22 protein-coding genes are annotated in these 22533 nt (G+C 45.3%); 3 read left to right on the forward strand and 19 right to left on the reverse strand.

Annotation, left to right across the window (positions count from 1 at the left end; genetic code table 11):
* Positions 1-3: 3 nt before the first annotated feature.
* From dnaB to SB847_RS09705, 5 genes are all read right to left on the reverse strand, one after another.
* Positions 4-1413, reverse strand: a complete 1410-nt coding sequence (gene dnaB, locus SB847_RS09685) for a replicative helicase loading/DNA remodeling protein DnaB (RefSeq protein WP_012118158.1) — start codon at positions 1411-1413, stop codon at positions 4-6.
* 111 nt (positions 1414-1524) lie between these two features.
* Positions 1525-1983 (reverse strand): transcriptional regulator NrdR, encoded by a 459-nt coding sequence (gene nrdR / locus SB847_RS09690; protein ID WP_003152473.1) that lies wholly within the window; start codon positions 1981-1983, stop codon positions 1525-1527.
* 248 nt (positions 1984-2231) lie between these two features.
* The gene (speD, locus tag SB847_RS09695; protein WP_003152471.1) at positions 2232-2612 is read right to left on the reverse strand and encodes an adenosylmethionine decarboxylase; all 381 of its coding nucleotides are present in this window, start codon (positions 2610-2612) and stop codon (positions 2232-2234) included.
* A gap of 238 nt (positions 2613-2850) precedes the next feature.
* Positions 2851-3873 carry a glyceraldehyde-3-phosphate dehydrogenase gene (locus tag SB847_RS09700; RefSeq protein ID WP_310527725.1) on the reverse strand — a complete coding sequence of 341 codons (1023 nt, stop codon included), beginning with the start codon at positions 3871-3873 and terminating at the stop codon, positions 2851-2853.
* Between the two features lie 207 nt (positions 3874-4080).
* On the reverse strand, positions 4081-4467 hold the full coding sequence (locus tag SB847_RS09705; protein WP_003152469.1) for a winged helix-turn-helix transcriptional regulator: 387 nt from the start codon (positions 4465-4467) through the stop codon (positions 4081-4083).
* 183 nt (positions 4468-4650) lie between these two features.
* Here SB847_RS09705 and SB847_RS09710 point away from each other — a divergent pair, with 183 nt between their 5' ends.
* On the forward strand, positions 4651-5850 hold the full coding sequence (locus SB847_RS09710; RefSeq protein ID WP_014305559.1) for an MFS transporter: 1200 nt from the start codon (positions 4651-4653) through the stop codon (positions 5848-5850).
* A gap of 58 nt (positions 5851-5908) precedes the next feature.
* On the forward strand, positions 5909-6751 hold the full coding sequence (locus SB847_RS09715; RefSeq protein WP_038459459.1) for an aldo/keto reductase: 843 nt from the start codon (positions 5909-5911) through the stop codon (positions 6749-6751).
* 38 nt (positions 6752-6789) lie between these two features.
* Here the strand turns inward: SB847_RS09715 and coaE are convergent, their stop codons facing one another.
* From coaE to SB847_RS09785, 14 genes are all read right to left on the reverse strand, one after another.
* Positions 6790-7383, reverse strand: a complete 594-nt coding sequence (coaE, locus tag SB847_RS09720) for a dephospho-CoA kinase (RefSeq protein ID WP_410561319.1) — start codon at positions 7381-7383, stop codon at positions 6790-6792.
* A gap of 15 nt (positions 7384-7398) precedes the next feature.
* Positions 7399-8031: a sporulation membrane protein YtaF gene (ytaF, locus tag SB847_RS09725; RefSeq protein ID WP_003152461.1), complete on the reverse strand. Its 633-nt coding sequence runs from the start codon at positions 8029-8031 to the stop codon at positions 7399-7401.
* Positions 8032-8167: 136 nt separating this feature from the next.
* Positions 8168-8998 (reverse strand): DNA-formamidopyrimidine glycosylase, encoded by an 831-nt coding sequence (gene mutM / locus SB847_RS09730; protein WP_410561318.1) that lies wholly within the window; start codon positions 8996-8998, stop codon positions 8168-8170.
* 24 nt (positions 8999-9022) lie between these two features.
* Positions 9023-11662: a DNA polymerase I gene (gene polA, locus SB847_RS09735; protein ID WP_410561317.1), complete on the reverse strand. Its 2640-nt coding sequence runs from the start codon at positions 11660-11662 to the stop codon at positions 9023-9025.
* Between the two features lie 246 nt (positions 11663-11908).
* Complete coding sequence (gene pnpS / locus SB847_RS09740) at positions 11909-13648, reverse strand: two-component system histidine kinase PnpS (protein ID WP_032873702.1); 1740 nt, start codon at positions 13646-13648, stop codon at positions 11909-11911.
* Entirely contained in the window at positions 13641-14360 is a 720-nt protein-coding gene (locus SB847_RS09745; RefSeq protein WP_014418615.1) for a response regulator transcription factor, read from the reverse strand. The genes pnpS and SB847_RS09745 overlap by 8 nt, the downstream gene beginning before the upstream one ends.
* A gap of 215 nt (positions 14361-14575) precedes the next feature.
* Positions 14576-15514 carry a malate dehydrogenase gene (gene mdh / locus SB847_RS09750; protein WP_003152455.1) on the reverse strand — a complete coding sequence of 313 codons (939 nt, stop codon included), beginning with the start codon at positions 15512-15514 and terminating at the stop codon, positions 14576-14578.
* Positions 15515-15559: 45 nt separating this feature from the next.
* Complete coding sequence (gene icd, locus SB847_RS09755) at positions 15560-16831, reverse strand: NADP-dependent isocitrate dehydrogenase (protein WP_007408075.1); 1272 nt, start codon at positions 16829-16831, stop codon at positions 15560-15562.
* Between the two features lie 160 nt (positions 16832-16991).
* Positions 16992-18110, reverse strand: a complete 1119-nt coding sequence (citZ, locus tag SB847_RS09760; protein ID WP_007613059.1) for a citrate synthase — start codon at positions 18108-18110, stop codon at positions 16992-16994.
* Between the two features lie 707 nt (positions 18111-18817).
* Positions 18818-19072 (reverse strand): hypothetical protein, encoded by a 255-nt coding sequence (locus SB847_RS09765; protein WP_410561316.1) that lies wholly within the window; start codon positions 19070-19072, stop codon positions 18818-18820.
* A 209-nt stretch (positions 19073-19281) separates the two neighbouring features.
* Positions 19282-19719 carry a terpene synthase gene (locus SB847_RS09770; protein WP_130570714.1) on the reverse strand — a complete coding sequence of 146 codons (438 nt, stop codon included), beginning with the start codon at positions 19717-19719 and terminating at the stop codon, positions 19282-19284.
* A gap of 274 nt (positions 19720-19993) precedes the next feature.
* Complete coding sequence (locus SB847_RS09775) at positions 19994-20404, reverse strand: YjdF family protein (RefSeq protein ID WP_410561315.1); 411 nt, start codon at positions 20402-20404, stop codon at positions 19994-19996.
* Positions 20405-20618: 214 nt separating this feature from the next.
* On the reverse strand, positions 20619-20795 hold the full coding sequence (locus SB847_RS09780; RefSeq protein WP_410561314.1) for a hypothetical protein: 177 nt from the start codon (positions 20793-20795) through the stop codon (positions 20619-20621).
* Positions 20796-20825: 30 nt separating this feature from the next.
* Positions 20826-21290, reverse strand: coding sequence for a DUF441 domain-containing protein (locus tag SB847_RS09785; protein WP_003152447.1), 465 nt, complete (start codon positions 21288-21290; stop codon positions 20826-20828).
* Between the two features lie 97 nt (positions 21291-21387).
* On the opposite strand from SB847_RS09785, the gene ytvI reads away from it, so the two are divergent.
* A complete protein-coding gene (gene ytvI / locus SB847_RS09790) occupies positions 21388-22503 on the forward strand; it encodes a sporulation integral membrane protein YtvI (RefSeq protein ID WP_410561313.1) in 1116 nt (371 codons plus the stop codon).
* Positions 22504-22533 lie beyond the last annotated feature (30 nt).

Genomic DNA, 22533 nt, shown 5'->3' on the forward strand with positions numbered 1-22533 from the left:
GTCTCAATAGGCAGAGTATTTTTTCAGTTTTTTCATTTCTTCCATCATTTTTTTCTTCTGTTCTTCAAGATCCTGCGCGGAAAGAGCCGGCTGTTCTTGTTTCTTCCCGGTTTCTTCTTCTTTCATCCAATCAGGACGCTTTTCTTCCCGGACGGTTTTTTTGCCGCGCGCCGCGCCGTTTGTTTTGCCGTCCGCCCAATCAAGATATTGCCTGTGCTCTTCTATTGCGAGCTTCATTGCTTCCCGTACCGTTTTGACTTTCTTTCTGGCCCAGTGGGCGGCGATTTTTTGGATATAGTTTTTGGACAGCTTCATATCCGTTTTCAGCATGACATAATAAATCAGCACATTGGTGACGCCGGGCTCAAGCTTTTGTTCGAACATAATATCGGCGATAATCTGCAAGTCGGCTTTTGACGGCTCGGTGCCGTCCGCAATGTCCTGAAGAAGCTTTCTCGGTGATATGGTCTCAAGCTGTGCGATGAGTTCGCCGTTCAATGAATCGTCCTTTTCCGTCCGGTTTTCTCTCAAGGTGACAGGCTGTGTTTTATCAATCAGTTCCGGAAGCTTCCCGCTTCTTTCAATTTGGTACCAGTCGCTGGCCGCTTTCCTCAGCGCTTCGGCCGTTATCGTATCCTGTTCATTAATTGCGGTCATGACGACGTGCTGCATGGAGATAGGATCTATTCCGTATAAATATGAAAGCTTTTTAATGCTCTCCCGCACATCCTGCGTGATTGATTTGCGCGGTATCATCGTTTCTGACAGTCCCGCCATGAAAAGCTCAAAATCAAATACTTCCTCCGTCACCGTATAGGAAGGCGCTTGTCCGACAGACGCCGTCTCATAGTCCTCGGGGAGCTTCATCGCTTCTTCCATATCAGGCGTCATTTTCCATTCACTCGGCTGAAAAGAGGCAAAGGCGTGATTAAACGGACGGGTAATTTCCCTTGCGCCCGCGCCGACGGAAGGATGCGTGTAAAATTGTCTCAGCTGCTGGTATTTCGTTTTACCGACTCTGTTATAAAGAAAGACATTCAGCATGCCGTCTTCAAAAAAATCATTCGGTCTGAGCGGGGGAAGCAGCTCGTAAATAAACATCCGCTCTTTTTGCTCGGACTCCCGGATATACACTTTCAGCAGCCCGATTCCTTCAAGCTTTCCCTGTTCATGATGAATCTTTTTTAAATTTGACTGCATCATGCCCATCAGCTGCCTGTGCGTGGATTCCGCTCCCCACAAGCGGTTCTGCTCAAGCTCCCCCCATAAGGTCATATAAAGGGAGAATGCAAAAGAACCGATCAGCGGCTGGTACAGATGTGTCAAAACCTGTCTGTCGACATCCTGAAGAAGCGAACGGCTTTTGACCGTATAAGGATCTACAGGCAATACGTCATTCCAATAGTCAGCCATGATTCTCAAACCTTCCGATATGTTTCTACTCTCATTTTACACCGTTTCTGCGATCTATCAAATGCCAATTTTGCTCATGAGAAAAGAGCCAGACACAATCTCTTAGCTCTCTCAGCGTTCTTTCTTTATTAAATCTTTCAATTCATCGATAAACACGTTTATATCCTTAAACTGCCGGTAGACGGAGGCAAAGCGGACATAAGACACCTCATCGATTTTCGCCAGACGGTCCATTACCATTTCTCCGACAAGTTCGCTTTTGACTTCAGATACACCTTGGTTTCTCAGCTCTTTTTCAATGTCAAAGCACATGTCTTCCAATGTTTTTAAAGGAACGGGCCTTTTTTCACAAGCTTTAATTAACCCGCGCAGCATTTTTTCACGGCTGAATTCTTCCCGGACGCCTTCTTTTTTCACGACGATCAGAGGCATCTCTTCAAACTTCTCAAATGTAGTGAAGCGGTAATGGCAGGCTTCGCATTCCCGCCTTCTGCGGATTGATTTCCCTTCGTCCGCAGGCCGTGAATCAAGTACGCGGGAACCGTTATGCTGGCATGAAGGACATTTCAAATTGGATCAGCTCCCATCTGTTTCGTTGCTGTAATGCGGTTCGCAAGCTTCCGGTAAATGCCCGCCAACGTTTCTAGGATGAGCCTATTTGTTGGGAGAGCCGATAGACCGGCCTTATCTTTTCTATTTTACAAAAAAAATGCTTAAAGAAAAAGCAATGCTGTTTTTTTACATTAGAAAAGGAGCATCAGCTTCAAAGCGCGTAATGGCTTTTTCAGCTTAGCTCCCTTGTGTTTGCGTTTTGAAAATTACAGTACTTTCGCTTGTGCCTGTTTAATCTGTACAGGCCCCATTCCTCTCGGTATTTCAATGTTTTCTCTTGTATCTGCATGTAATGCGTCCGCAATGTAATCCGCAGCCACATTAGGATCCAGGTCTCCACAAGTATAAACATCAATGCTTGCATATCCGTGTTCAGGAAAACTGTGAATCGTTAAATGTGACTCAGAGATGATAACGACTCCGCTTACGCCTTGCGGTGCAAATTTGTGAAATGCGACCTCGCGCACTTCAGCTCCTGATTTCAAAGCAGCATTTACAAACGTTTTTTCAATAAAATCCATGTCATTGAGCTTATCAAAATCGCATCCCCACAGCTCGGAGATGACGTGACGCCCCATTGTTTCCATAATCATGGACCCCCCTTAACAAGAATTAAAAAAGTGAATTTCCGAGAACTGACCCGGCCATTTACCACGGGGGAAAGTTAGTCCGGAGAGGTCCTAACCCTTTAAGTAATTCCGAAGCAGTCACGAGCAAGAAGTTCACGAAAGATAGTATACTGTGTTTAAGTTTATTTTGCAAGGTGTGTTTTTTGCAAATATGCCGTTAAGGGTTTTTTTCTAACAAATGTCCATGATCTTTAGTCTACACAGCTGACGGGTGTTTCATTCGCGCGGCGACATGACGGATAAGATCAACGACCCGGCAGGAATATCCCCATTCATTGTCATACCAGGCGAGCACCTTTACTTTTCGGCCTTCCATCACCATCGTTGTCAGTCCGTCGATGATCGCAGAGTGTGAATTCGTATTATAATCCGAAGAAACGAGCGGCTCATCCGAATAATCAAGAATTCCGTACATCGACGTTTTTGCGGCTCTTTGGAAAGCGGCGTTCACTTGCTCGGCCGACACATCTGTTTTCAGATCGCAGACAAGGTCCACTAATGACACATTCGGAACGGGAACACGCAAAGCAAGACCGTGAAGTTTTCCTTTCAAATGAGGCAGCACGAGCGACAGCGCTTTGGCGGCGCCTGTAGAAGTCGGAATGATGGATTCTCCGCACGCTCTCGCCCTCCGCAGATCTTTATGCGGATTGTCGATATTTTTTTGATCATTCGTGTAAGCGTGAACAGTCGTCATCAGGCCGCTTTCAATCCCGAATTCCTGATCAAGCACTTTGACGACCGGCGCAAGACAGTTTGTCGTGCAGGATGCATTTGAAATAATGACATGTTCATCGGGATTGAATTGCTCTTCATTTACTCCCATGACAATGGTAACGTCTTCATTTTTGCCCGGAGCCGTTAAAATAACTTTTTTCGCCCCTGCTTCAATATGGCTCATTGCTTTTTCTTTTGAATTAAATTTCCCCGTTGCCTCTACGACGATGTCTATTCCGCATTCTTTCCACGGAAGCTCTCTCGGGTCCCGGCGATTGAACAGCATAATATGTTTTCCGTTGACGATCAGACTGTCGTCGGAGATCTCAACTTCTTGATCGTATTTGCCGTGAATTGTGTCATACTTTATCAAATGAGCAAGCGTTTCCGGGGGATAGCTTGCATTAATGGCTGTTATTTGAATTTGATCATCTTCCATTGCTTTTCTGAACACCATTCTTCCGATTCTTCCAAACCCGTTGATTGCTACTTTTACCTTCATGCTCAGGTCACCCCTTTTTAATATGCCACTCTAATTTACTTTTATTTATATATAGTATAACACATTAAAAGAAATCCGCCAGTACAACTTGATAAAAATCCACCCTTATACCGATCAATATGTTGTTCAATCGGTTTTTTTGCATATAAAATGATCTTTCTTCCATAAAAAAAGCAGGATCAGCGTCTCAGGCTGCCTGCTTTTTTCTTATATTTGTCCCGGTTCTTTAAATTTGTCATTTAAAATGCTGTCCTCTAAAACGGAGGACACCTCGCCGTACCGTTTAGCAATATGCATCGCGCCCCAGTCGCACAGCGCGTTTAAAATTCTTTCCAGACTGTGCCCGTATTCACTCAGCTCGTATTCCACTTTCGGCGGCACCTGATTGTACACGATCCGGTTGATGACGCCGTCAGCTTCCAGCTCCCGCAATTGCTGTGTCAGCATCTTCTGGGTGATGTCCGGCATAAGCCGCTTCAATTCGCTTGTCCGTTTTTTCCCGCGCATGAGGTGGCAGAGGATCACACACTTCCATTTTCCGCCGATCACTTCAAGCGCCGCCTCTACGGATATATTGTATTTTTTCTTCAGCAACGGTAATTCCTCCTCATCTATAGGAACTAAAAAGTGCCTATGGCACTTAAAAGTACGTTCTTTTCAATGACACTTCTATCGATCATAATGACATTTGCCGGCTGAAAAGGAATGTACTCTTATACTTATATCGTTTACCCGGCATCATTTCAACCATACATTATCGTTCAAGGAGGAAAACAGATGTCTTCACATCGCCAAAGCTATTTACCAGCGCTGCTGGCATTAGCCGTCAGCGCTTTTGCGATCGGCACAACCGAATTTATCAGTGTCGGGCTGCTGCCGCTTATATCTCAAGATCTGCATATACCTGTCACAACGGCGGGGCTTACCGTTTCCATGTATGCTCTGGGCGTGACATTCGGCGCGCCGGTTTTAACATCTCTCACATCCGGCATGTCACGGAAAACGCTGCTGCTCTGGGTGATGTTAATTTTTATCGCCGGAAATACACTCGCAGCGAGCGCTTCCTCAATCGGCGTCTTACTGGCGGCACGGGTTATTTCGGCGTTTTCCCACGGCATTTTCATGTCAATCGGGGCAACAATCGCCGCCAATATCGTGCCGGAGCATAAAAGAGCAAGCGCGATTTCCATTATGTTTACGGGGCTGACGGTGGCTACGGTGACCGGCGTTCCGTTCGGCACCTATCTCGGCCAGCAATTCGGCTGGAGGATTGCCTTTGCCGTCATTGTGGCGGTAGGAATCATCGCATTCCTCACAAACGCGCTTCTCGTTCCGTCGCATTTGCGCAAAGGGACGAAAACCGCATTTTCCGAGCAGGTCAAGCTCGTCACAAACGGCCGGTTATTGCTTTTATTTATTATTACCGCGTTAGGCTACGGCGGAACGTTTGTCGTGTTTACGTATTTATCTCCGCTTCTTCAGGAGGTAACCGGTTTTCAGAAAGAAACCGTCGCGGCCATCCTGCTCATTTACGGAATTGCGATTGCTATCGGAAACATGATTGGAGGCCGTTTATCAAACCGGAATCCGCTGAAAGCCTTGTTTTATATGTTCATTGTCCAGGCTGCTGTGCTGTTTGTTCTGACTTTTACCGCGCCGTTTAAAACAGCCGGGCTGATCACCATTATTTTCATGGGGCTGTTGGCGTTTATGAATGTGCCGGGGCTTCAGGTATATGTTGTGATGCTGAGTGAACGTTTTGCGCCAAGCGCCGTTGATACAGCATCAGCCTTAAACATCGCGGCATTCAATGCCGGAATCGCGATCGGCTCGTTTGCCGGCGGAATCATTACAGACTCAATCGGAATCATTCATACCGCTTGGATCGGGGCGCTGATGGTGCTCAGCGCGGTCGTATTAACCGGATGGAGCAGGAAGCTTGAAAAGCGGGACCGCACTGCTCTTGAAAGGAGGTGAGTTTTTCTTCAGCGCATTTTGATTGTTTCAACAGACAACTAATAGGAGGAATATATACATGACAACACATTTACAAGCAAAAGCAACATTGCATAACGGAGTAGAGATGCCTTGGTTCGGCATCGGCGTTTTCAAAGTAGAGGAAGGCGCGGAACTCGTCAACGCGGTGAAAACGGCATTGGTGCACGGCTATCGCAGCGTTGATACCGCCGCGATTTACGGAAATGAAGAAGGTGTCGGCGAAGGCATCCGCCAAGGACTGCAAGAAGCGGGATTAAAACGTGAAGACATTTTTGTCACGTCAAAAGTGTGGAATGCCGATTTAGGATATGAAGAAACGTTAAAAGCGTTTGACACAAGCTTAGAAAAACTCGGTTTAGATTATTTGGATTTATATTTAATTCATTGGCCTGTCGAAGGAAAGTACATCGATGCGTGGCGGGCGCTCGAAACCCTCTACAGGGATGGACGCATTAAGGCCATCGGGGTCAGCAATTTCCAAATTGACCATCTGAAACATCTCATGAAAGAAACGGAAATCAAGCCAATGATCAACCAGGTGGAGTACCACCCGCGTCTGACACAGAAAGAACTGCTTGCTTTCTGCACTGAACAAGGCATTCAGCTTGAAGCGTGGTCGCCATTGATGCAAGGGCAGCTGCTTGATCATCCCGTCTTACAGGAGATCGCTGAGAAGTACGGCAAATCAGCCGCTCAAGTGATTTTGCGCTGGGATTTGCAGAACGGTGTCATCACCATTCCGAAATCAACTAAAAAACACCGTATTGAAGAAAATGCAAATGTCTTTGATTTCGAACTGTCAGCTGACGATATGAAGCGGATTGATGATCTGAACGAAAACCTCCGTGTCGGTCCGGACCCTGACAATTTTGATTTTTAACCAGAAAAACACCGTTCGGCTTTCCGAACGGTGTTTGTTTATGCCCAGCCGCTCAATACTTCCTCAAGCTGGTGCTTTGTATATTCAAGACTGCCGCTGTTATCAATGATGGCGTCAGCTTTTTTTGTTTTGTCCGCTAAAGGCATTTGCGACGTTATCCGGCTCATCGCTTCTTCTTCTGTAAGGGAATTCCGCTCCATCAGCCGTTTGAGCTGAATGTCTGCCGGTACGGTGACGACGAGCACCTTGCCGACAAGATAATCAAGCCCGCTTTCATACAAAAGCGGTATATCCAAAACGACGAACTGCTCTTTTCGCGCAACGGCTTCATCCCGCTGTTTGAGCATTTCCGCACGTACCGCCGGATGAACGATCTGATTCAGCTTCAGACGCTTCTGTTCGTCAGTGAAAACGATAGAACCGAGTTTTTTTCTGTCAATATCGCCATTTTCCAGCAGGATGTCTTTTCCGAATGCTTCCACAATTTGTCCGTAAGCCGGCATTCCTTTTTCCACCGCCTGTTTTGCGATGACATCCGCATCAATGACTGTTATTTTTTTGTCGATCAGCATACGCGCTACCGTGCTTTTGCCGCTTGCGATGCCTCCCGTTAAACCGATGACCAAGCTCAAAAAGCCCACTCCTTCTTACATTTTCCAAATCCCGATGATAATCAGCAGGACTCCCGGCAAAAATGTCATTTTATCTATCCAATTCCATCTTGAAAGCAAATGCCCCGCGTTTATGCCGAGTGAAACAAACAGCGAGCTCATCAGCCCGACAGTCACGCTCATCATAACCGGAGAAAAGCCGAGAATGGCCGCTCCCAGCCCGGCGCCAAACGCGTCAATGGATAAGGCGATACCGAGCAGAAGCGCCTCGACTCCGTTAATGGTTCCGGATTGATCAATATCGGCGCTGGTCGGTTTTTTCAAAATGTGAATGACGATGCCGAGCGATTTCACTTCAAGATTAAGTAACGTTTTTTCATGCAATAAGTAATCCGGCTCTTTAGCCGGTTTGAAAAATTGCCAGATGACCCATGCCCCGATTCCGATTAAGATCAGTCCGCCCAGTTTTTCCGTGACGGATACGGGAAAAATCTTTGTCAGAAAATGGCCGATCAGCATGGATATAAACATCACAGAGGCTGAACAGCAAGCGATCACGGCAATCGCTTTGAACGGGATTTTCATTTTTCTCAAACCATACGTAAACCCGACTGAAAAACTGTCCAAGCTGACAGCAAAAGCCAAAAGCAGCAAAGAAACAATCTCCATATCCGTTTCTCCCTTTCTCTTGATCGGCAATTGTGACATATGCCTATTGGGTGAATCACAATATATATATGGAGAAAGGTCATCAACTGTGTTAGAAAAAAGTCATTCTGCTGCCGCCTGCTTGTACAGCTTCAGTTTATGATTTTTTTTGGCAGCGGGCGCAAAAATGCGTCCCCCTTCCGCCGACCACGATTTTAGAAATCATCGTGCCGCACGTTTTGCACGGTTCATCCTTTTTGCCGTATACGTAATGTTTGAGCTGAAACATTCCGATCTCCCCTTGAGAATTGATATAAGACCGGACGGTGCTCCCGCCCGCGTCAATCGCTTCCTGAAGGGTGTCTTTAATTTCTGTATGAAGCGTTTTTATCTGCCCGTCTGACAGACTGTTCGCTTTTATCTCAGGATGAATACGCGCCCGGAATAAAGCTTCATCGACATAAATATTGCCGAGGCCGACGACCGCTTTTTGATCGAGCAGGGCTGTTTTCACCGCGCGGTTCGTTTTTGCAAGCCGCTCTTTTAAATAAGCAGCGGTAAATGCTTCATCATCGGGTTCGGGCCCGAGCTGTGAAAGCGGTAATGCATTCAATTCCTCTCCCGGCGCAAACAAATGCATCGTGCCGAATTTCCGGACATCCCTGTAGCGGAGCTGTGTTCCGTCCGTCATGTGAAACACGACGTGCACATGTTTATCGTCAGGCTCATCGGCCTGATGAAGGCCGTATTTCCCCTCCATCCGCAGGTGGGACACCATGACATAATGATCCAGATGGAAAAGCAAAAACTTTCCCCTTCTTCCGATGGATCGGATTGTTTCTCCTGCAATCTGCCGCGCGAATTCCTCCGGCTCGGCGGGTTTTTTGATGATATTCGGCCATCTGATATCCGCCGATTCAATCGTTTTCCCCTTCACAAGACCGGTCAGAGTGCGCCGGACCGTTTCAACTTCTGGTAATTCCGGCACAATCATCACTTCCTTTTTCTCTGTTTATTTTGCATCGTACCAAGACGGCCCTGAAGCATAATCCGCCTTCAGCGGCACGTCTAATGCCAAAGCATGCTCCATCACTTCAGGAACCAGCTTCTCTAATATTTCAATTTCTTCCTTAGGCGCTTCAAAAATCAATTCATCGTGCACCTGAAGCAGCAATCGTGCCTTCAGGTTTTTCTCTTTCAGCTCAGCTGCCATGTCAATCATGGCTTTTTTAATAATATCGGCGGCGCTTCCCTGAATCGGCGTATTCATGGCCGTCCGTTCCGCAAAGCTCCGCAGGTTGAAGTTGCGGCTGGTCAGCTCAGGAATATAGCGGCGGCGCTGCATAAGTGTCGTGACATATCCTTTTTGCTTCGCTTCCTGCACCGATTCTTCCATATATGCCTTGACGCCCGGGAAGCTCTCCAAATAGCGGTCTATAAAAGCGCCCGCTTCTTTCCGGGTGATGCCGAGGTTTTGCGACAGCCCGTAATCACTGATGCCGTAAACAATGCCGAAATTGACGGCCTTTGCCTGGCGGCGCATCGCTTGTGTCACTTCATCTTCACTGACATGAAACACGTCCATGGCGGTTTTTGTGTGAATGTCCATGTCATTCGTAAACGCTTCGATCAGATTTTCATCTTTTGAAATATGCGCAAGCACCCTTAATTCAATTTGTGAATAATCGGCGGCGAAAATAAGCCAGTCCGGTTCGGACGGTACGAAAGCCTGACGGATTTTCCGCCCTTCCTCCAGCCGGATCGGAATATTTTGCAGGTTCGGATCCGTTGAGCTGAGGCGTCCGGTTTGAGTCAACGCCTGATTGAATCGTGTATGCACCTTATGAGAATCCTTGCGCGTGACCTTCAGCAGCCCTTCTATATAAGTCGATTGGAGTTTGCCGATTTGTCTGTATTGCAGAATGTACGCGACGATATCATGTTTGTCGGCGAGCTTCTCAAGCACATCAGCTGAAGTGGAATAGCCTGTTTTTGTTTTCTTTACTGGCGGCAGGCCGAGCTTGTCAAACAGAATGACGCCGAGCTGTTTTGGTGAATTGATGTTAAACGGCTCACCGGCGATGTCATGGATTTTTTCTTCATATTCTTTCAGCTTCGCCTTGAGCTCTTCGCCCATTCGCTTCAGTCTTTCAACATCCACTTTGACGCCCATTGATTCCATTTCTCCGAGAATAAGCGCAAGCGGGAGTTCGAGATCTTCATATAATTCAAGCTGATTATTTTCTTCCAAAGCGTCAAGCAGTTTGTCACGAAGGCTGTTAACGGCAGACGCTTTCCGCGCGAGATGATCAGCAAGCTCTTTTTCAGCCGGAATAGCGCGCTTTGCGCCTTTTCCGTATACCGCTTCATCTTTTGAAACGATATTCAGCCCGTATTCTTTCGCTACGCTCGCGACATCGTCGTACGAATTGCCCGGGTTTATAATGTAGGCAGCAAGAAGCGCGTCAAATTCCGTTCCCTTCAGCTCAATTCCCTGCCAGCGCAAAGCGACGACGGAACGTTTGCTGTCGAACACCCATTTTTTCATCGATTCATCTTCAGCCCAAGATTTAAAAGCTTCAGACTGAATAGCGATTTCTTTCGGAATATAATAAAGACCTGTTTCATTCACGATGGAAAAGCCAAGGATCGGTTCTTCGTGATAGTTATCACCGATTTGTTCGACGACCAAAGCGGACGGCGAAACGAGCATATCTTCGGTGATTTCTTCTGCCGTTTCGACATTGATGTCTTCAAAATTTTCTTCCGCCGTTTCCCCGCTTTCTTCACCGAGCCGCTCAAGAAGCGTATTAAAACCGAGGTCTTTAAAAATGGCAACAACTTGTTCACGGTCAAACCCTTTGTAATCTAAATCTTCGGGCTTGACTTCAATCGGCGCATTTGTCATAATCGTCGCCAGCTCTTTGCTCATCAGGGCTTGTTCCTTATATTCTTCAAGCTTTTCTTTTAATTTTTTTCCGCTGACTTCATCAATGGAATCAAGCAGTTTCTCAACCGAATGGAACTGCTTTAAGAGCTTAATCGCGGTTTTTTCTCCGACGCCGGGGACGCCCGGTATGTTATCGGATGAATCCCCCATTAATCCCTTCATATCAATGATTTGCAAAGGGGTCAGACCGTACTTTTCTTGCACGTGCTCCGGCGTGTAATCTTCCACATCGGTAATGCCTTTTCTCGTAATGGCAACGGTCGTTTTCCCGGTTGCAAGCTGGGTTAAGTCCTTGTCCCCCGAAACTACCTTTACTTCGAAGCCGTCTTTTTCAGCAGATACGGCAAGGGTGCCGATAATATCGTCCGCTTCATATTCAGGAAGCTCGTAGCGGCTGATTTTGTAGGCATCAAGGAGCTCGCGGATGAACGGCATCTGTTCTGAAAGCTCCGGCGGCGTTTTTTGTCTTCCGCCTTTATATTCTTTAAACGTGCTGTGGCGGAAAGTGGTTTTTCCCGCATCAAAAGCCACCAGCATGTGGGTCGGCTTTTCATCTTCCAGCATTTTCATTAAAATCATCGCAAACCCGTATACGGCATTTGTATGGATGCCTTTTTCATTGCTTAAAAGCGGCAATGCAAAAAACGCCCGGTATGCCAGACTGTTTCCGTCGACAAGCACTAATTTTTTTCGTTCCGTCATTCAATATCCTCCTAAGAGCAAAAGCTCGTCATTCCTCTATTTTTTAATCTCACAGCTCCTCTTATTTTAACAAAGTTCAATTTGAAAGGAAAATGAGCGAACCCCGCGAAAACGCAAAAAAGGACGGGAACAAGAAAACACGTTCCCGCCGTCAAAATTGGCTCCTTGGATGAAGGGGTTCTGTTATATCCTAACAAGATAGGTTTAACAGGTCATGAAGAAATTGTTAATCCTTTGTAAAGCTGATCACGCTTCCGGCTGCCGCTTCAGCGTCACGGTAAATACAGTGCCCTGTCCCGGCTCGCTTGTGACCTCGATTTTACCTTCATGGGCTTCTATTAAGTGCTTCACGATGGCGAGGCCGAGCCCGGTTCCTCCCGAGTTGCGGCTTCTGTCTTTATCCACGCGGTAGAATCTTTCAAATATCCGCGGGATCTCTTCCTTCTGAATGCCGATTCCCGTATCGGACACTTTGATATCGACAACGGTTTCTTTCACATGTACCGAAATCCCCACCGTCCCTTTTTCAGGCGTGTAGGTCAGGGCATTGTTCGCCAGATTCAAAAATACCTGCTTCAGCCTGTGCGCGTCACCCGTCACAAAAATCGGCTCTTCCGGGAGATCGAGCTGAAAGCTGATGCCTTTTTCCTCAGCCTTATGCCGCAAAAGCGCTTCAATTTCATGCAGAATTTTTGCAGCATCAAAGGACTCTACGCGCATCGTAAAGTTTTGCTGCTCCATCTTGGATAAATCCAATAAATCCTGCACGAGAGATTGGAGCCGCTCACTTTCTTTCAGAATGATAGACAGAAAGTCTGAAAGCGCCTTTTCGTCTTTCATCGCTCCGTCTAACAGTGTTTCCGTAAATCCTTTAATCGAGGTGATCGGTGTTTTCAGTTCATGGGAGACATTGGCGACGAAGTCCTTTCTCATCTGCTCCAATTTTTTAATTTCCGTCATATCGTGAAAGACGAGGACGATGCCCTTCCATTCATCGTCAGGGCCCATGATCGGAACGCCGTCAACTTCAAAGTAGCGCCGCTCAATGTTGATGGGAAGTCTGAGCAGCTGGCATTTTTTCGTCTCCGTCATAAAAATGTCTTCGACAAGCCGAATGATCTCCTCATGTTCAAACGCATCATGGTAAAGGCGCCGAAGCAGACGTTCAGGCTTTGTATGAAACTGCTTCGTGTATGACCGGTTCACGAGATTGATAAAACCTCTCCCGTCTATTAATATCAGACCGGATCCGATATTTTCAATAACGGTTAGCAGACGATCGCGCTGCATATCCTGCGTTCTCGTCATTTCCATTAAATCGACCGCCAGGCTGTTCATCGCACGCCCGAGACGGTCCGACCGCCTTGCGTAGCCGCTGTAGGAGCGGGCATCGTAATTCCCTTTGGACAGCTCCGTCGCCACCTTTGTCGCGGCGTCGATTGATTTTTTGTAACGGGACGTCATGTTTGTATAAAAGAAAACGATAATGATAAAAGCGGTACAAAGACTTGCTGCCAGCATGCCCCACATTTCTCCGGTAACACTTGAACCGCCGTTGATCTCAGAGGAAACGAGTACATACCCCGCAATTTTCCCGGCGTCATTTTTTACGGCAGTGCCGCGGATGACTTTGTTTTTCGACTGTACGGCTTCCTCGCTTTTATTGTGAGAAATGAACTCCTTTACGGCTGAATCATCAGCATGACTGCCGGAATGATATACGGCGTCACCCTTCTCGTTGAGCACGGAGACGTTTATACCGAGGGTGCGGCCGGCGTCACGGATTACCGTTTCATTGCTTTTATTGCCGATTCGGCCGGTGTCAAGAAGGCCCGCTATGTATACCGATTCCTTTTTCAGCTGATCCGCCGTTCTTTCTTCAGCGGATGAAGAAATAAGCTGCTGTAAAAAAAGGCCGAGAACACTGAAAACCAATATGATACATACAACGAGTAAAGCGAACAGACGCACACGGACTTTATTCATTCATTTTTGGCTCCTCCAGTTTATACCCCAAACCTCTGATTGTTTTAATATAGATTGGTTTTTTGGTATTTGATTCGATTTTGTCGCGCAGATGACTGATATGAACGTCAACAATCCGGGTATCCCCGGCAAAATCATAGTTCCAGACCGCGCTCAGCAGAAGATCTCTCGTCAGCACTCTTCCCTTATGTTTTCCCAAATACAGAAGCAGTTCAAATTCTTTAGGGGTCAATTCCAGCTGTTCTGACTTAAAGTACGCTTCGTAATGCTCCGGAAGAATTTTCAGCTCGCCGATGAGGATCTGCCCGTCCTTTTCCTCTTCTCTGCCTTGTGACAGCGAAGAAATGTCAGCCCTTCTTAAAATGGCTTTCACCCGCGCAGTGACTTCCCGCGGACTGAACGGCTTTGTCATGTAATCATCCGCTCCGAGCTCCAGTCCCAGCACCTTATCAAACTCCTCATCTTTTGCTGTCAGCATCAAGATCGGAACCATCATTTTCTGCTGTCTCAGCTGTTTACAGACGTCGATCCCGTCCACTTTCGGCAGCATGACATCCAGTACGATTAAATCCGGATTTTCGTTCTCTGCCTGCTCCAGAGCCTCTTCGCCGTCTGATGCGGTAATGACATCATAGCCGGACCGTTCCAGATTATACTGTAAAAGAGTAACGATAGATTGTTCATCATCTACAACTAAAATTTTTTTGTTCATGCTGCGCCCTCCGCTGTCTATTTTCCCCGACATCCAATTTTCTCTATTTTATGTGCTGCATATCACTTTATGATTTCATTTTATCCAATACTGCCCGTTCAGACAATTCGCCTTTTTGATCATTTTCAGAGAAAGGATCGCTCAGGGAAAAAGAAAACGCTTTCATTAATTGTAAAAAGAGGAAGGCTTCTGATTCGGAAGCCTTCCCTTTTTTCTTATGACAATACTTTCATCACGTTTTTGACAGATTCAACTGATTTACTCAGCTGCGCTTTTTCATAGTCTGTCAGTTCAAGCTCGATGATTTGCTCTAGGCCGTTTCCTCCGATAATCGTCGGTACGCCTAAGTAAATGCCTTCATGACCGTATTCGCCTTCTAAGTAAGCGATGGTCGGAAGCACGCGGCGCTGATCTTTCAAAATGGCTTCTACCATTTCAGTCAGTGACGCAGCAGGCGCGTAGTAGGCGCTTCCGTTTCCGAGAAGGTTGACGATTTCCCCGCCGCCTTTTCTTGTGCGTTCTACAATCGCATCAAGACGGTCTTTCGGGATAAGCGTTTCAAGCGGAATGCCGCCCGCATAGGAATAACGGACGAGAGGAACCATGTCGTCACCGTGTCCGCCAAGAACAAAACCGGTCACATCTTTTACAGACAGGTTTAATTCTTCAGCGACGAATGTTCTGAATCGCGCAGTGTCAAGCACTCCGGATTGTCCGATGACGCGTTCTTTCGGGAAGCCTGATTCTTTGTACACCGCATATGTCATCGCATCAACAGGGTTTGTCAATACAACGATAATGCAGTCAGGAGAATATTTCACGATCTCACGTGTGACGCTTCTCATGATTTTTTCGTTTGTAGATACGAGATCATCACGGCTCATGCCTGGTTTTCTCGCAATTCCGGCTGTGATGACGACGATATCAGAACCGGCTGTGTCCTCGTAGTTGGACGTGCCTGTGATTTTCGCGTCAAATCCTTGGACCGGACTTGCTTCGAGCATGTCTAGCGCTTTTCCTTTTGTCGGGTTTTCTAATTGCGGAATATCAACGAGCACAACGTCCGCAAGCTCTTTTTGAGCTGTAAGAAAGGCTGTTGTCGCTCCCGTAAATCCTGCTCCGATAACAGAAACTTTACTGCGTGTTTTTCCCATGATTCTCTTCTCCTTTTTTGGCTTCATTAGAAGTCTGCTTTAGGTTCAGTCCATGTTTTTGATTAGCTCTTCACCAAACTCTGAACATTTCACTTCAGTTGCACCGTCCATTAATCTGGCAAAATCGTACGTTACTACTTTTGAAGCAATCGTTTTTTCCATAGATTTAATGATCAAGTCAGCAGCCTCATTCCAGTTCAGGTGTTCAAGAAGAAGCACTCCTGAAAGGATGACGGATGACGGGTTGACTTTGTCAAGGCCGGCATACTTAGGAGCCGTTCCGTGAGTCGCTTCGAAAATCGCATGCCCTGTTTCATAGTTGATGTTCGCTCCCGGCGCGATTCCGATTCCGCCTACCTGAGCGGCAAGCGCATCAGAGATATAGTCTCCGTTTAAGTTCATTGTCGCCACGACGTCGAATTCGCTCGGACGGGTTAAGATCTGCTGAAGGAAAATATCAGCGATGCTGTCTTTGACGATGATTTTTCCTGCCGCTTCCGCGTCGCTCTGCGCTTTATCAGCCGCTTCTTTTCCGTCTTTTTCGACAATGCGGTCATATTCAGCCCAAGTGAATACTTTATCTCCGTATTCTCTTTCGGCAAGCTCGTAGCCCCAGTTTTTAAATGCCCCTTCAGTGAACTTCATGATGTTTCCTTTGTGGACAAGCGTGACAGACTTACGGCCGTTTTCGATCGCATACTCAATGGCAGCTCTGACTAAGCGGCTTGTGCCTTCTTCAGAAACAGGTTTGATGCCGATTCCTGACGTTTCAGGGAAACGGATTTTGTTAACACCCATTTCATTTTGCAGGAAGCTGATCAGCTTTTCAACTTCTTCAGAACCTTTCGCATACTCAATTCCGGCGTAAATATCTTCCGTATTCTCGCGGAAAATGACCATATCCGTATCTTCAGGACGTTTGACCGGGGAAGGCACTCCCGTGAAATATCTGACAGGGCGCAGGCACGTAAACAAATCAAGCTCCTGTCTCAGCGCCACGTTCAGAGAACGGATACCGCCGCCGACCGGTGTCGTCAGAGGACCTTTGATGGCGATGAAGTACTCTCTGATGTCTTCCAGCGTTTCGGCAGGAAGCCACTCACCTGTTTTATTATAAGCCTTTTCACCGGCATAAACTTCTTTCCATGTGATTTTTTTCTCGCCTTTATATGCTTTTTCAACAGCGGCTTCCAATACTTTAGAAGCGGCGTTCCAAATATCAGGGCCTGTGCCGTCGCCTTCAATAAACGGGATAATCGGATTATTTGGTACGTTTAATACTCCATTAGAGACTGTAATTTTTTCACCTTGTGACACAATATTACCTCCCAGTATGTAATTCATATTTAGAAAACATTTTATTTTTCTTGTATAGAAAATAAAATGACTTTTCTCAAGATTCTATCAAAATTGTAAACCAATCCGGGCTTGATTAACAAGAGGCTAACGACATGAAAATCACCAGCCTCCCGTTTGATCAGGCTCTTTCATCAATCGGAACAAAAGTCTGCTTATCCGGACCCGTGTAGTCAGCGCGCGGGCGGATGAGGCGGTTGTTATCGTACTGTTCAAGAATATGGGCGATCCATCCTGACATTCTGCTGACCGCAAAGATCGGCGTGAACAGATCGTGATCAATGCCGAGACTGTGGTATACAGATGCAGAATAGAAATCAACGTTAGGCGGAAGTTTTTTCTCCGACGTCACGATTTCTTCGACACGGATTGACATGTCGTACCATTTGCTTTCACCCGTCAGATTCGTCAGGCGTTTGCTCATTTCTTTTAAGTGTTTGGCGCGCGGGTCTCCATGCTTATACACACGGTGTCCGAAGCCCATTACTTTTTCCTTTTTCTCCATTTTGCTGCGGATATAAGGCTCGGCGTTTTCCACTTCGCCGATTTCTGTCAGCATTTTCATGACGGCTTCATTGGCTCCGCCGTGAAGCGGTCCTTTTAAAGCGCCGATGGCGGCAGTGATGCCTGAGTAAATATCGGATAAGGTGGCGACACATACTCTCGCCGTAAATGTTGATGCGTTCAGCTCATGATCCGCATGAAGAATGAGCGCTTTGTTAAACGCTTCCACTTCGATCGGAGAAGGCTCTTCACCGTTTAAGGTGTAAAGGAAGTTCTCCGCGATTCCATACTCTTCCTTCGGTTCAACAGGATCAAGTCCTTTGCGGATTCTTGAGAAAGCGGCGACAATGCCCGGCACTTTCGCCTGCAGACGGATGGCTTTTCTGTAGTTCGCTTCCGGATTCATAACATCGGCTTCACTGTCAGTCAGACCGAGTAATGAAATCGCCGTCCGGAGCGCAGCCATTGGATGTACGTTATTGAGGGGATAGGATTTGAAGTGCTCAATGATTTCTTGTGGAACGGCAGCTTCTTTCGCAAGCTGTTTTTTCAGTTCAGCAAGTTCCGTTTTATTCGGCAGGCGCAGATGCCACAGCAAATAAATGATTTCTTCAAAACTTGCATTCTCTGTCAAGTCGTCAATATCGTACCCTACATATGTAAGGGTATCGTCGATAATAGAGCTTACAGATGATGTTGTTGCTACAACCCCTTCAAGACCGCGTGTTGCTGTCATATTCAACCTCTCCTTTTCAATCAAAATTCCCCTTTAAAGAGTATATAAAACATACGGCTTACTTAAAATGAGTCATGCAAACACTCCCTTTCCCCTTCAAGAAAATGCTTACATTTCACTGGTTGCGGTTACATAACCGATATGCTTATAGAGGAACATAACAAATTCTTATAAGCTTATTTAAGTTTAAGCCTATTCTTATTATAAACAATAATCTGATTAATTTGTAGACTTTTAACTAAAAATGTTTTAAAAGCCCTATATATCAAGGTTTTGCGTTGATAAATTTAATCGCTTGCTTTCAGACGCTTTGTAAAACCATGTATTCTCATGTTTTCAATTGGGGGAGTTTTGGAGGAGACTTAAAAGGACAGGCGCGACAACTTCACCGCAAATTCCCCCTCCTTCTTTACCGGAGAAGAGGGTTATTTTGTTTACCCGACTGAATCAATGTTCGGATCAGCTTCAGAAATCCATGTCTTGGTTTTAGTTGGCTCAAATTTTCTTATATATATCTTTGTTGTTACTTCGCATTTCGCTTTTTTGTATATAACGTTCCATTTGTATTTTTCTGCGGACTTCACATAACCTGTTACCATGCTTATAAATGCAGCAGCCGCAGTCCCGCCTAAAAAGAGAAAAAACGAAAATACATGACAAAAAAAAGATGCAGCCCTAAAAAGGCCACATCTTTTTTTGTTTCGAAATCATGTTTGCAGTCGTGCAGCTAGTTGTATTACCTCGTTATCAGTTTTGGCTGCATTATGATGAAGATGAGTCGTGTTTCCAACAAAAGCAATTACACCGAACGTAATAGCGAAAGCAGAGACAGAGAAACAAATTGCTTTTTTAATATTCATACAAACAATCCCCCCGCTGTATTTGAAGTTGAGACTCCACCATGCATTCCCCTCCTCCTCTTTTGATTTATTTTCCATTAATTTCTTATTTTCTACAAACAAAAAAATACCTCAATTTCCCTAATTAACCGAAAATAACAAATATAACATCCATGACATTAAAGCACTTATATACACCCCCTTGCGGGTGCTGAACTTACGATTTTCGTCAAGTGTATTTATGCTATAAAGAGAAACTAGAAGTCTATTTTTCGCCTTAAAAAGAAGTACAGAAATTATCTTCTGTACTCCTTCAAAATCTAAATAAGAAATCAATCTTGAGATAAATAAATCCAATTTATATCGTCAAATTCTTTGATAACATAATCTGATCCTATACTACGTAAAATTCTATTAAAAAAAATGATGTCATCTTCATCATCATAATCATATAAACCCTTTTGAACATATTCTTTGATAATAAAATTCGTTAAATTTGTATGATTAACAAATTCAGAAAAGTAAGATCTTATAAAAATTGAATTATCTTCATTTAATTTTTCATCATTAACAATTGAAATCTTAAAAACGTTTAAAATCGCATTAATATCTTCTTCGTCCATATAACACAGTGGTTCTAATTTTTTGTCTTCTTCTGTAAATGGCTTTCGAGTATCTTCAATTATTACGTAAGATAAAATGTTACCATCTTTCAGCACACGAAAAACTTCTAAATCACGTAATTTTAAAGCTCTATTAAGTGATAGCATTATTTCCCCCTACTCAAATATTAAAACCCAAATACTAACCTTAGATTCTTTAGTAATTTACCTACTGTTACACCTATTTAAAGTTGCTATTGTTATCACATATGCAGGGTTCAATAATATACCAATCCAACTATATTTAGAAATTTTTTTGTTCTTTATCTAATTTTTCCTGTTTCTTTAACGCTGATTTTCATCTTTGTCTTTGGCCAATAAATGCCCGTCAGCAGTCATGCCGCTCAACTTTACAATCGAAGGGCTTCATCGGGCTCTCCAACTATTTTCCCCTATGCTTTTCTTTTGCTTTTTGTTTTCTGATTAAATATTTTTGTTCCTTTATTTTTTCTCTTTGTTTTCTATTCAGGTGTTTTTTCTTTTCTTTTCTTGCTTCAAGCTCCTGTTTTATCGCTTTTTGCGCCTTAGTTGATATCCCGATATTTTTCATCTCTTTAGAAGCTTGCCGTTGTAATCTTTTTGGGTTTAATTTCTTAGATTTTGCTTTAACACAAACCCCTTCTTGTTCAATGTGGGAGAGAGTCTGTAAAAGTTGATTATTAACAAAATGCATTATTTCTGAATCCTTTGGCTCTTGTCCAAACAAATGACGAATTGCTCTTAATTTCCCATCATTCACAACTTCAATGACTCCTACCCAAAACTGACCATCGTAGTAAACCGTTAATTTCATAACGATTCCCTCCTCCTAAAATTTACTGAAGAATGATGGACATCCCGAGGAGGGGAAGGTTACTGACATTTTAAATCATGCATCCGGACTACCAACCGAATTGTGTTTTTTCATTCTCATTATAAATTTAACAAACTTTCAAATTGAAGGAAAGGGTCTCCGCTTATTTTGACAACACTTCAAGTTTTGCTTTGGTATCAGCGCATAAATTCCATCAGCTTTTAATCCATTCATCAATTGAAATTACTGCAATCGCTGTTTTCGCTCCATGTGCGCCGTCGATTCCGAAGTTCTTTGTTACATGGTAAGCCGCTTCATTCATCGGAATAATGTAAATGGCATTTGTCTGAACTACAAAATGCGCAAGTGCAAACTCTAATTTTCTCCACAAAAAAAAGCAGCTTTACGCCGCTTTTTTACTTTACGAAGTGAATATTTTAACGATTTGCATGGCCAAGTAGGCGATTCCGGCGCCGATTAACGGGCCGACGGCGACGCCTCCGAAAAGCGCGACGGCAAGTATCGTGCCGATGACCAGCGCCGTTGTAATATGAGGGTCGTTTTCCAATAAGGTGAGACCGTTTTTGGCGATTAAGGCAACCGCGATCCCGGCACCGAGAGCGATCCACGCATAATATGATTTCATCGCTTCTCCGAGCTGTTTAAAACCGATATCACCTGTAGCAATCGGCACTAAAACGGCGATTGTAATGACGGTGACTCCCCAGTTGATGCCTTTTGACTGAATAACCGGAAATAGTTTCTGATCAAGACCGACAGCTTTTATCACAATGAGAAAGCCGACGGCAAAAAGCAATGACTGATTTTTGGCTACCAATGCGATGGCCAGCAATAATAGTAAAAATAAATTCGCCTGTGTAAACATCCTGAAAGCACCTTCTTTCATCATATCTGTATTCATATCCTTTTTTTTGACGAATAAACTAATGTAATAGGACGTGCCGACCGAGAGGAGGATCGATGTGAACCCGCACTACGCAACTGTTTTTTTCCGCGCGCTGTTTGTACTCGCTGCGGCCGGCGGCGCTTTAGCAGCCGGTTACGCCTCATTTCCGTTAACTTATCCGTTTCTGATCGCCCTTATTCTGTCATCAGCGATCATTCCCGTTGTTGACTGGCTGGACAAACTGACGGGGATGCCCCGGTCAGTCAATACAGTCATTGTCCTGGTCTTCTTTTTGCTTATTCTTCTTGGCGCGGCGACATTTCTCGTTGCGGAAATCATTTCGGGAACCGCCTATCTGGCCAAAACGCTCCCTCCCCATATCAGCGCCTTTATGACGTATTGTGAAGAGCTGTTCACTTCCCGCATTCAGCCATTGTACCACGAGCTGACCGTCCTATTTAACGGACTGGAAACCAATCAGCAGGCATCCATCGTGACGCATATTCAGACCCTCGGTGATGCAGCCGCTAAAAATGCGGGGCTGATGCTTTCACATCTTTTGGAGCTGGTGCCGAAATGGATTGCCTTCCTTCCCAATACAGCTGCCGTCTTCATTTTCGCAATGCTGGCGACTTTTTTTATGACAAAGGACTGGCATAAGCTGAAGGCGCTGCTTTATTCCATTTTTCCGGAACGGGTTTCGGCGAACGCCAAGGCCGTATCGGGAGAGCTGAAAAAAGCGATGGCAGGTTTCATTAAGGCGCAGGCCGTGCTCATACTTTTCACGATGATCATTGTCTTTATCGGACTTTTTCTTTTAGGGATTGAGCATGCGGCAACCATCGCCTTTTTTATCGGCTTGGTGGACCTTCTCCCGTATCTCGGCGCCGGGTCGGTCTTTGTTCCCTGGATTATGTATTTGGCCATTGCCGGTCAGCTTCCTCAAGCGATCGGTCTCGGTGTTTTATATATTGTCGTTCTCATTCAGCGCCAGCTGACGGAGCCGAAAATTTTAAGCAGGTCAATCGGACTTGATCCGCTTGCGACCTTAATCGCCCTGTTTGCCGGCTTTAAACTGTTCGGAATTTTAGGACTGGCTGCGGGGCCCGCGCTGCTCGTTTTCATTCAGGCCTTTATCACAACGGGGGCTTTAAAAGAAATATGGGCCTATATTACTGTTCAATCTAAATAAAAACAGCAGCCCTGTAAGAAGGCTGCCGTT

Source organism: Bacillus sp. SIMBA_026 (genome assembly GCF_046535335.1).
GTDB lineage: Bacteria > Bacillota > Bacilli > Bacillales > Bacillaceae > Bacillus > Bacillus velezensis.

Bases quoted from the DNA above. Each gene is read 5' to 3' on its own strand.
- dnaB (WP_012118158.1), bottom strand. From the start codon at position 1,413: ATGGCTGACTATTGGAATGACGTATTGCCTGTAGATCCTTATACGGTC.
- speD (WP_003152471.1), bottom strand. From the start codon at position 2,612: ATGGAAACAATGGGGCGTCACGTCATCTCCGAGCTGTGGGGATGCGAT.
- SB847_RS09700 (WP_310527725.1), bottom strand. From the start codon at position 3,873: ATGAAGGTAAAAGTAGCAATCAACGGGTTTGGAAGAATCGGAAGAATG.
- SB847_RS09710 (WP_014305559.1), top strand. From the start codon at position 4,651: ATGTCTTCACATCGCCAAAGCTATTTACCAGCGCTGCTGGCATTAGCC.
- SB847_RS09715 (WP_038459459.1), top strand. From the start codon at position 5,909: ATGACAACACATTTACAAGCAAAAGCAACATTGCATAACGGAGTAGAG.
- ytaF (WP_003152461.1), bottom strand. From the start codon at position 8,031: ATGGAGATTGTTTCTTTGCTGCTTTTGGCTTTTGCTGTCAGCTTGGAC.
- polA (WP_410561317.1), bottom strand. From the start codon at position 11,662: ATGACGGAACGAAAAAAATTAGTGCTTGTCGACGGAAACAGTCTGGCA.
- pnpS (WP_032873702.1), bottom strand. From the start codon at position 13,648: ATGAATAAAGTCCGTGTGCGTCTGTTCGCTTTACTCGTTGTATGTATC.
- SB847_RS09745 (WP_014418615.1), bottom strand. From the start codon at position 14,360: ATGAACAAAAAAATTTTAGTTGTAGATGATGAACAATCTATCGTTACT.
- mdh (WP_003152455.1), bottom strand. From the start codon at position 15,514: ATGGGAAAAACACGCAGTAAAGTTTCTGTTATCGGAGCAGGATTTACG.
- citZ (WP_007613059.1), bottom strand. From the start codon at position 18,110: ATGACAGCAACACGCGGTCTTGAAGGGGTTGTAGCAACAACATCATCT.
- SB847_RS09770 (WP_130570714.1), bottom strand. From the start codon at position 19,719: ATGCTATCACTTAATAGAGCTTTAAAATTACGTGATTTAGAAGTTTTT.
- SB847_RS09775 (WP_410561315.1), bottom strand. From the start codon at position 20,404: ATGAAATTAACGGTTTACTACGATGGTCAGTTTTGGGTAGGAGTCATT.
- SB847_RS09785 (WP_003152447.1), bottom strand. From the start codon at position 21,290: ATGTTTACACAGGCGAATTTATTTTTACTATTATTGCTGGCCATCGCA.